Source organism: Gammaproteobacteria bacterium, assembly GCA_013151035.1.
In the GTDB taxonomy this organism is placed as follows: Bacteria; Pseudomonadota; Gammaproteobacteria; order JAADJB01; family JAADJB01; genus JAADJB01.
This window is the reverse complement of the sequence record JAADJB010000035.1, coordinates 1-8,857: the sequence shown is the minus strand read 5'-3', so window position 1 is coordinate 8,857 and position 8,857 is coordinate 1. Positions and strand designations below refer to the sequence as shown.

General features: G+C 47.4%; 11 protein-coding genes. 7 read left to right on the top strand and 4 right to left on the bottom strand.

Features of this window, described 5'->3' with window-relative positions:
* Positions 1 to 97 precede the first annotated feature (97 nt).
* Complete coding sequence (locus GXP22_08045) at positions 98 to 1,399, bottom strand: HlyC/CorC family transporter (GenBank protein ID NOX09419.1); 1,302 nt, start codon at positions 1,397 to 1,399, stop codon at positions 98 to 100.
* A gap of 118 nt (positions 1,400 to 1,517) precedes the next feature.
* On the bottom strand, positions 1,518 to 2,321 hold the full coding sequence (gene ccsA / locus GXP22_08040) for a cytochrome c biogenesis protein CcsA (protein NOX09418.1): 804 nt from the start codon (positions 2,319 to 2,321) through the stop codon (positions 1,518 to 1,520).
* Between the two features lie 202 nt (positions 2,322 to 2,523).
* Here ccsA and GXP22_08035 point away from each other — a divergent pair, with 202 nt between their 5' ends.
* The 7 genes from GXP22_08035 to GXP22_08005 all read left to right on the top strand — a co-directional run bounded on the left by GXP22_08035 (position 2,524) and on the right by GXP22_08005 (position 8,531).
* On the top strand, positions 2,524 to 3,291 hold the full coding sequence (locus GXP22_08035) for a 3',5'-cyclic-nucleotide phosphodiesterase (GenBank protein ID NOX09417.1): 768 nt from the start codon (positions 2,524 to 2,526) through the stop codon (positions 3,289 to 3,291).
* Between the two features lie 13 nt (positions 3,292 to 3,304).
* Positions 3,305 to 4,663, top strand: coding sequence for a signal recognition particle protein (gene ffh, locus GXP22_08030; protein NOX09416.1), 1,359 nt, complete (start codon positions 3,305 to 3,307; stop codon positions 4,661 to 4,663).
* A 124-nt stretch (positions 4,664 to 4,787) separates the two neighbouring features.
* Entirely contained in the window at positions 4,788 to 5,042 is a 255-nt protein-coding gene (gene rpsP, locus GXP22_08025) for a 30S ribosomal protein S16 (protein ID NOX09415.1), read from the top strand.
* An 8-nt stretch (positions 5,043 to 5,050) separates the two neighbouring features.
* Complete coding sequence (gene rimM, locus GXP22_08020; GenBank protein NOX09414.1) at positions 5,051 to 5,575, top strand: ribosome maturation factor RimM; 525 nt, start codon at positions 5,051 to 5,053, stop codon at positions 5,573 to 5,575.
* Positions 5,576 to 5,590: 15 nt separating this feature from the next.
* Complete coding sequence (gene trmD, locus GXP22_08015) at positions 5,591 to 6,334, top strand: tRNA (guanosine(37)-N1)-methyltransferase TrmD (protein NOX09413.1); 744 nt, start codon at positions 5,591 to 5,593, stop codon at positions 6,332 to 6,334.
* Positions 6,335 to 6,344: 10 nt separating this feature from the next.
* Positions 6,345 to 6,689, top strand: a complete 345-nt coding sequence (gene rplS / locus GXP22_08010; GenBank protein NOX09412.1) for a 50S ribosomal protein L19 — start codon at positions 6,345 to 6,347, stop codon at positions 6,687 to 6,689.
* Between the two features lie 111 nt (positions 6,690 to 6,800).
* Entirely contained in the window at positions 6,801 to 8,531 is a 1,731-nt protein-coding gene (locus GXP22_08005) for a hypothetical protein (protein NOX09411.1), read from the top strand.
* A 15-nt stretch (positions 8,532 to 8,546) separates the two neighbouring features.
* On the opposite strand, the gene GXP22_08000 is transcribed toward GXP22_08005, so the two are convergent.
* Positions 8,547 to 8,753 (bottom strand): DUF3565 domain-containing protein, encoded by a 207-nt coding sequence (locus GXP22_08000; GenBank protein NOX09410.1) that lies wholly within the window; start codon positions 8,751 to 8,753, stop codon positions 8,547 to 8,549.
* Positions 8,754 to 8,758: 5 nt separating this feature from the next.
* The coding region (locus GXP22_07995) for a DUF2132 domain-containing protein (protein NOX09409.1) at positions 8,759 to 8,857 on the bottom strand (99 nt) is incomplete at its 5' end.

The window sequence follows — 8,857 nt, the reverse complement described above, 5'->3', positions numbered from 1 at the left end:
ACTAACAGGCCGGATATATGGAAGCAATCCTGTCACTGTTAAAGGTTCACAATGTCTTGCAAACTGGGAGGAGACCATATATGCGTACTACGCACCATTATTGTTCTGCCTCCTCCAATTCTTCCTCTTGTTTAATCGGTTGTCGCTGCTGTGGATAGAGGCGCGCAGTCTTGACGCTGTTATTTTGGGTTTGCACAATATCGAGCGGATAACCGGCCAATAACAGGCTGGTACCTGCCTCGGGTATTGTTTCCAGATATTCCAGAATGAGACCATTCAGGGTCTTGGGACCATCCGTGGGTAGTTCAATATCCAGACTCCGGTTGATCTCACGAATGCTGGTGCTGACATTAATAATAAAGCTATTATCCTCAAGACTAACAATATCAGTGATATTAGTTGATGGGTCAGTGGTGAATTCACCGACCACCTCTTCGAGTAGATCTTCTAAGGTGACCAGACCTTGTATATCACCATATTCATTAACGATCAGACCGATGCGCTGTTTCTCTTGCTGGAAGTTTAATAACATACGATTCAGTGAGGTGCCTTCAGGAATGAAGTAGGCCTCGCGCAGGAGTTCACGTAACTGTGCATGATTAAATTCATTAGCCTGTAATAGAGGTAGTGCATTACGCAGGTGCAGAAAACCAATGACATGATCTATAGATTCTTCATAGACAGGCAGGCGTGTGTATTGTGTTTGCGTGAGTTGTTTGGTGATGCGATTAATATCATCGTTGATATCAATGCCGATCACTTCGTTGCGTGGCACCATGATGTCTTCAACCTGTGCCGTTTCCAGATCCAGCAGGTTGAGTAACATTTTCTGATGGCGCTTGGGTATCATGGACCCTGCCTCCATCACGACTGTCCTGAGTTCATCCCGGTTTAGCGCCTGATGTTCGCTGTTGTTAGTGCTGGTGCCAACGAGCCGTAACAGAGCGTTGGCAATGGTGTTGACCAATAGCACCAGTGGATAAAGAATCTTTAACAGGGGTACATAGATAAAGGCGGCAAAAAAGGCGATTTTTTCCGGGTGTGCAGCGGCAAAGGTCTTGGGGGCGACTTCGGCAAAGATAAGAATAACCAGAGTGAGTAGACCCGCAGCAATAGCGATTCCGGTTTCACCCCACAGCCGTAGTGCGATAATCGTTGCCAGTGAAGAAGCAAGGATATTGACAAAATTGTTACCGAGTAGAATTAAACCGATAAGACGATCAGGACGTTTGAGTAGTTTTTGTACTCTTATCGCACCACGGTGTTTGTTTTTTGCCAGGTGACGCAAGCGATAACGATTTAGCGTCATCAGTCCTGTCTCTGATGCTGAAAAAAAACCTGATAGGATGATGAGTACAGCAAGGGCGGTAAATAAAGTGCCCAGAGGAATGTTGTCCAAGTTATGCTTGACCTTTGATGATTGCTCGGGATCTATTGTAGGCTATTTTTGTTAAATTGTCAGATATTCTGTCGGGTTACGGCTACGCCTAACCCAACACAAACCATCACTATTATTGTTATAACAAGATTTCCAGAACCAGTTTGCTGCCAAAATAGGCGAGTACCAGAAAGGCAAACCCCCCCAGGGTCCAGCGGATAGCAGTACGCCCACGCCAGCCCATGGTGCTGCGTCCCCATAACAGGATAGCAAAGACTGCCCAGGCAATAATAGATAATACTGTTTTGTGAACCAGGTGTTGTGCAAACAGATCTTCCAGAAACAGGATGCCGGAAAACAGAGCCAGGGAAAGCAGGATAAAACCGACACGGATCATCTGGAATAGCAGATCTTCCATGAGCTGTAATGGTGGTAACGCGCGCACCAGTCCGCCTGGATGATGGTTATGCAGATGACGTTCCTGAAAGGATAGCAATAGTGCTTGTAAGGCTGCCAGGGCAAGGATGCTGTAGGCGAAAATAGAGAGCAAGATATGTAGCTGTAACTGCCAGGTCAGGGATTCGTTGATGGTATGACCGCTCGGGTACGCCATATTGATGGCAATAATTATTGCCGTACCGGGCATAAAGGCAATGCACAGGTTTTCAATCGGGTAACGAATGCTGCTAATCAGTAACAGGCTAATGGATGCGAGGCCAATCAGGGATGCCGCGTTTAGAAATCCAAGATTGATGCCATTATTGGTCATCAGGGCTGGATATAATGAGAAGCCATGGAGCAATATGCCGATAAAACCAATAGTAAAAAAGCGTTTACGCATGTCCTGCGGCAGACTGCGTTTTTTCAACAAGGGACAGATCAGCAACACACTTGCGATGAGGTAACTGAGTATGGCTCCAAGGCCTGTTATTGAAATCTGCATGGTATGTGTTTAATTGGTAAGTTCCATTGCAGTGCATGATGTCACAATTGAGCACTGCTTTGAAGGGTTAATCGGAGTTAGAGGTTCTCGGGTATTGTGGTTTTGACATTGAAATGGGTAAATTGTTTTCAATCCTAATGGTTTATGTATATGATGGTGACCTAAAGTATTGGTTCAAGGGATGTTTAGGTACCATAAATAAATGAAGATTAGAATATTAGGCTGTGGGGGCGGCATTGGTTCGGGTGAGCATACGACCTGTTTTCAGGTGGATGATCATGTATTGCTGGATGCTGGCACCGGACTGAGTGAGTTGACCAAGGAAGAGATGTCAAAAATTCGACACATCTTTGTTTCTCATTCGCATATTGATCATGTATTAGGTATACCCTTGATTGCTGATTCAGTATTTCGTGATGCCAAGGAGCCTATGGTGATTCATGGGCTGGAAGAGACTATACAAGCATTAAGAACGCATATCTTTAATTGGGAAATCTGGCCGGATTTTACCGAGCTACCCGATGTCGCATCCGCTATGCTGCGTTATGAACCGATGAAGCCGGGCGATGTCGTTGAGGCGGGTGGTTTGCAGGTTGAAATGATGGCGGTGAATCATGTGGTGCCGGGTGTTGGCTATCGGGTGATGGATCATAACAACAAGAGTTTTGCCTTTAGTGGTGACACCTCAACCAACGATACCTTTTGGGCGGCATTGAATCGTCATGATGATCTTGATGCCTTGATTGTTGAAAGTGCCTTTCCGGATAAAGAAGCCGAATTATGTAAGAAGGCGCTGCATTATTGTCCTTCTATGCTGGCTGAGGATTTAAAAAAGCTCAAGCACAAGCCTACCGTTTATATTACCCATTTCAAGCCGGGTGATGAAGCATTAACCTTCAAGCAATGTCAGCAACAGATTAAGGGCTTTGATCTGAAGGCATTGCATGATGTGAATATTATCGAGTTATAAGTACCCAAATATTATGTTTGAAAACTTAACGGAACGATTATCGCGTACCATCAAGAATGTACGTGGTCAGGGGCGTTTATCCGAGGATAATATCAAGGATAGTCTGCGCGAGGTGCGTATGGCACTGCTGGAGGCGGATGTTGCCTTGCCGGTGGTGCGAGTCTTTATTGATCGGGTGAAGGAACGAGCGGTTGGTCATGAAGTGCTGACCAGTCTGACACCTGGGCAGGCACTAATCAAAGTGGTTCAGGATGAGTTGGTTGCTGTCATGGGTGAGGCCTGCGAGGGACTGAACCTACAGACGCAACCCCCCGCCGTTATATTGATGGCAGGCCTTCAGGGTTCGGGTAAGACCACCACCACAGCCAAGTTATCGCGTTGGTTGCAGGAAGAACAGGGTAAGCGGGTTATGGTGGTGAGTTGTGATATCTATCGCCCTGCCGCCATCAAACAGCTTGAGACCCTGGCAACAGAGGTTAAGGCAGAGTTCTTTCCCAGCACTGTTGAACAAAATGTGGTGGATATTGCCAGTGCTGCCCTGGCTCAGGCACGCAAGACCTTTTGTGATGTATTGATTGTCGATACTGCCGGTCGTCTGCATGTTGATGCCGAGATGATGGATGAGATCAAGCATATTCATCAAGCGGTTGATCCAATAGAAACCCTGTTTGTGGTTGATAGTATGACCGGTCAGGATGCGGCGAATACCGCTCAGGCGTTTAATGAAACCCTGCCATTAACTGGTGTGATCCTGACCAAGACCGATGGTGATGCGCGTGGCGGTGCGGCCTTGTCGATTCGTCATATTACCGGCAAGCCCATCAAGTTTATGGGTGTGGGTGAGAAAACGGCAGCCCTGGAGGTGTTTCATCCCGATCGTGTTGTCTCCAGAATCCTGGGTATGGGTGATGTGCTTAGTCTGGTGGAAGAGGCCGAGCGTAAGGTAGATAAGGCTCAGGTTGCAAGACTGGCGCAGAAAATTAGTAAGGGTAAGGGTTTTGATCTGAGTGATTTTCGTGATCAGATGCAGCAGATGATGGGCATGGGTGGCATGGCTGGGTTGATGGATAAATTACCGGGTATGGGTAATGTGCCGCAGAATGTTAAGGATCAGATGAATGACAAGGAGGTGGGTCGTATGGTGGCGATTATCAATTCCATGACCGCGAATGAACGTACTCACCCTAAATTGATCAAGGGTTCGCGTAAACGTCGTATTGCTCAGGGTTCAGGTACCCAGGTGCAGGAGGTCAATCGCTTGTTGAAGCAGTATACCCAGATGCAAAAAATGATGAAAAAGATGTCAGGTGGCGGCATGAGTAAGATGTTACGCGGTCTGAAAGGCAAACTGCCAACCGGCCTGCCCTTCTAAAGAATGAAAGACTTGTCCCTTTCCCTTTTATTTCTGGTAGAAAAGGTGTAGAATCTCACCGTTTTACAGGTCTGTAGATCTTTAGATTTCACACACTGCGGTGTGCAGAGGGTAAGTATAGAACATGGTAAGTATTCGATTGGCCAGAGGCGGAGCAAAAAAGCGTCCTTTTTACCACATTGTTGTAACCGATAGTCGCAATAGTCGCGATGGTCGTTATATTGAGCGTTTAGGTTATTTTAATCCGTCAGCCAAGGGTCAGGAAGTGCGTTTGAATGTTGATCTTGAGCGTGCAGATTACTGGGTTGGTCAGGGTGCGCAAGCATCAGACAAGGTCAGCAGCTTGTTAAAGAATCATCGTAAGCAGCTTGATTCCTGATTGACTGAATGAGTGAGATCGTTCCGCTGGATACGGATCAACTGGTGGTATTGGGGCGTATCTCTGGTTTGTATGGGGTGCGAGGTTGGGTTAAGGTTTTTTCCTATACCGAACCGCGTGAAAATATCCTCAATTACAAACCCTGGTATATTCGTAGTGGTGCTCATTGGCAAGTGGTTGAACTGGCTGAGGGCAAGCGACATGGTAAGGGCGTGGTTGCGCGTCTTGCCGATTGCACGGACAGAGATGTTGCCGCGGGCTGGATGGATAAGGATATCGCCATTCATCGTGATCAGCTCCCGAAAACAGCACCCGGTGAGTATTACTGGAGTGATTTAACCGGGTTGCAGGCATCGACGCTTGAAGGTGTTGCTTTGGGTGTAGTGGATCATTTAATTAGTACCGGTGCCAATGATGTACTGGTTATAAAAGGGAATAAGGAACATTTGGTTCCCTTTATACAAGGCCAGTATGTGAGTGCTATTGATCTGGTTGCTGGAACAATAAAGGTTGACTGGGATCCGGAGTTTTAGCTAGAGGCGATGGTTATGCGGGTTGATGTGATTACCCTGTTTCCAGAGATGTTTCGTTCTGTGACCGAAAGTGGTGTGACTGGTCGAGCGTTGCAACGTGGCTTATTTGCCTTTGAGAGCTGGAATCCACGGGATTTCACTACTAATAAGCATCGTAGTGTCGATGATCGACCTTACGGTGGCGGTCCTGGTATGGTGATGCAGGTGGAGCCGCTAAGGGCTGCGATACAGGCAGCTAAACAGGCTGATAATGAACCGGCCCATGTGATTTATTTATCACCCCAGGGACGCACGCTGGATCAACAAGGGGTGCAAGAGCTGGCACAAAGAAAGCGTTTGTTGTTGGTCGCCGGGCGTTATGAAGGGGTGGATGAACGCTTGCTGCAACAGGATGTTGATGAGGAATGGTCGATAGGTGATTATGTCCTTAGTGGTGGTGAGTTGGCGGCGATGGTTCTGATTGATGCCGTTGCCCGGATGTTGCCGGGTGTGCTGGGGCATGAGGATTCAGCCGAGTTTGATTCATTTATGAATGGCTTGCTGGATTATCCGCATTATACGCGACCAGAACAGATTGATGGTGTCGCGGTACCCGATGTGTTGTTGCAAGGCAATCATGCCGAGATTGAACGTTGGCGTCATCAGCAATCACTGGGGCGCACCTGGTTGAGAAGACCAGATTTGCTGGAGCGAATGGAACTGGACGCTGAGCAGAAGAGATTGTTGGAAGAATTTATTTTAGATTTAGGAAACTTTTAGGGGTAGTACCATGAGTAACATAGTTGCAGAATTAGAAAAGGAACAGATGGGATTCGAAGTGCCGGAATTTTCTCCTGGTGATACCGTTGTTGTTCGAGTAAAGGTTAAGGAAGGTAGTCGTGAACGTGTACAGGCCTTTGAAGGAGTGGTTATAGCCAAGCGCAATCGTGGTTTGAATTCTGCTTTTACTGTGCGCAAGATCTCTCATGGTGAAGGTGTTGAGCGTGTGTTCCAGACCTACAGCAAGATTATTGACGGCATTGAAGTAAAACGTCGTGGTGTTGTGCGTCGCGCCAAACTTTATTATTTGCGTGAGCTGAGTGGTAGGGCTGCACGTATTCGCGAGAAGCTTTAATACCTGTATAAGGTATCTGTCTGATCGAATAAACGGACGTTGTGCAGTGGCATAACGTCCGTTTTTTTTGCTGTAGGATAAAGCACTAATTGAATGGAGTAGTCGCGGTTAATGATGAAAAAATATTTATATTCTGCTATATCTGGCTTGATGTTGAGTTTGAGTGTGCCGTTAGCTGCACAGTCATTGGCTGACGTTCAAGCCCTGTCCAGGGCAGGGGCTCAGCAGTTGGCCTTAAAACAGATTGATGAGTATCAACCAACAGCATTACTCTCGGTTGTTGACTGGATGCTATGGGAGCGTGAGCGTCTCTATATCCTGCAATTGCGTAAGGATTGGGATGGGCTTATTCAGCGGGTTAATTCATATCATAATGACCTGCCGCGTGACTTTATGCTCTGGGCACAGACACAGCATGTTAAGGCTGCGTTGGAAAAGGGCGAGAGTAGTCAAGCGCGTGGGTTGTTACGCAAGCTGATATGGGATACGGATTATGAACTTGATAGCGATCAGTTAGCCGAGTGGCGGCGATTGATTGTTCGTAGTTATCTGGTTGAACAACGCATTGAAGATGCCAGTATCTCATTGTTACGATATCGACAGGATTATGGTGACAGCCATGAGCAGGAAAAGCTGTTGCGTGCGCGAGTATTATTGCGTGCTATGCGTGATGAAGAGGCATGGCAGGTATTACAGGGAGAGGACTCAGAATGGGCGCAGGCACTCTCCTTGCTCGCCCATCTGCGTGTGGGTGATATGACCCCGGAGGCGGTGATTAAACAGGTTTATAGCCACATGTCGATAGAGGAAAACAAGACCTCAGAACTGGCGGCTATCTGGTGGTCTATTGCATCACAGGCAGCGAGTAATCAACAAAACCTACGTGAGCAGGTGGGTGCTCTGGAAGAAGTTTTGAGTACAGAAAAGCAATACCCCGATGACGAATTGTTTTTTATACCCGCTGACCGCCTGTGGCAGGGCTACAAGGCGTGGGCTAAACAGGAGCAGTGGTTATTGGGCGAGGGCGGTGATCGTTATCAACAGGCTCTTGCCGTCAAGGATTCTGATCCACGCAAGGCGCGTGCATTATTTGCCATACTTGCCCTGGAAGAAGAAGGTTATGTACTGGGGCAAAAGGCACACGGGGCTCTGGTTAGTTTATTGAATGACCGGCTGTTACAACGTCTGTATCGTGATTCCGGACGTTATCCTCAAATAAAGCAGCTGCCCATAGCCGTGCGTTACCGCCTGATTGATCAGGCATTGGCAACATCGGATCTTGATGGTGCCTCGGAACTGATGATGGGGTTGGAGCAGCCCCCGGAGGGTTCTGATGCAATGGAGTGGGAACTACGCAGGGCACGGGTTCTGATTCTTGCCGGGGATATTGATGATGGTGTTGCGATACTGGGTCGGTTGATGACGACCCAGGAGACGATGACAAGCGAGGTCATTGGTCGCTTGTTACAGGTCATTTTTGATTTGCAAACAGTCAATCGGCATGAATCCGCATTGCGTCTGTTTGAGACCTTACAACCGAAGGTAACCGATCAACAACAGCAACGTGAATTATTGTACTGGATGGCCGATTCCCAACAGTCATTGATGCGCTATGAAAAGGCAGGATGGCTCTATCTGCAATCGGCTATTTTTATCGATCCTTTTGCCATGGATCCCTGGGCACAGACAGCCCGTTTTCATGCCGCCGATGCATTAGTGCTGGCCGGGTTTATTGAAGATGCCAGAAATCTTTATCAGGGACTGTTTAATGTCACTAAAGATGAGGGCCGTCGTTCCATGTTGAGACACAAGATGCAGCAGTTACTGTTGAGGGGTATTTGAATTCTTTATCTGGAATTAACCCCGATCTCTCGGTGCACCTTCATCACATTTTTTGCATTTGAGTTTGTGTCCAATCATTGATTGCCTGCCTTCACTAGTCCTCACCCAGGGACGATTGACCCAAGGGGGGTTATGGCGGACGTGCTGGTAATGATCACAGGCCAACTCAGCCACCCAATGATTCTCCTCATCCTGGTGGTATCCGATAATTTTTTGATTCATAGAGTCTATTTAGAATTACCCCACGGGGATTGTTTTTCAAATGTTGAGATATACAAACTCTCAACCTTGTCTCTGGCCCATTGGGTCTTACGTAAAAACTTCAG

Bases quoted from the DNA above. Each gene is read 5' to 3' on its own strand.
- ffh (NOX09416.1), top strand. From the start codon at position 3,305: ATGTTTGAAAACTTAACGGAACGATTATCGCGTACCATCAAGAATGTA.
- ccsA (NOX09418.1), bottom strand. From the start codon at position 2,321: ATGCAGATTTCAATAACAGGCCTTGGAGCCATACTCAGTTACCTCATC.
- rpsP (NOX09415.1), top strand. From the start codon at position 4,788: ATGGTAAGTATTCGATTGGCCAGAGGCGGAGCAAAAAAGCGTCCTTTT.
- rimM (NOX09414.1), top strand. From the start codon at position 5,051: ATGAGTGAGATCGTTCCGCTGGATACGGATCAACTGGTGGTATTGGGG.
- GXP22_08000 (NOX09410.1), bottom strand. From the start codon at position 8,753: ATGAATCAAAAAATTATCGGATACCACCAGGATGAGGAGAATCATTGG.
- rplS (NOX09412.1), top strand. From the start codon at position 6,345: ATGAGTAACATAGTTGCAGAATTAGAAAAGGAACAGATGGGATTCGAA.
- GXP22_08035 (NOX09417.1), top strand. From the start codon at position 2,524: ATGAAGATTAGAATATTAGGCTGTGGGGGCGGCATTGGTTCGGGTGAG.
- trmD (NOX09413.1), top strand. From the start codon at position 5,591: ATGCGGGTTGATGTGATTACCCTGTTTCCAGAGATGTTTCGTTCTGTG.
- GXP22_08005 (NOX09411.1), top strand. From the start codon at position 6,801: ATGATGAAAAAATATTTATATTCTGCTATATCTGGCTTGATGTTGAGT.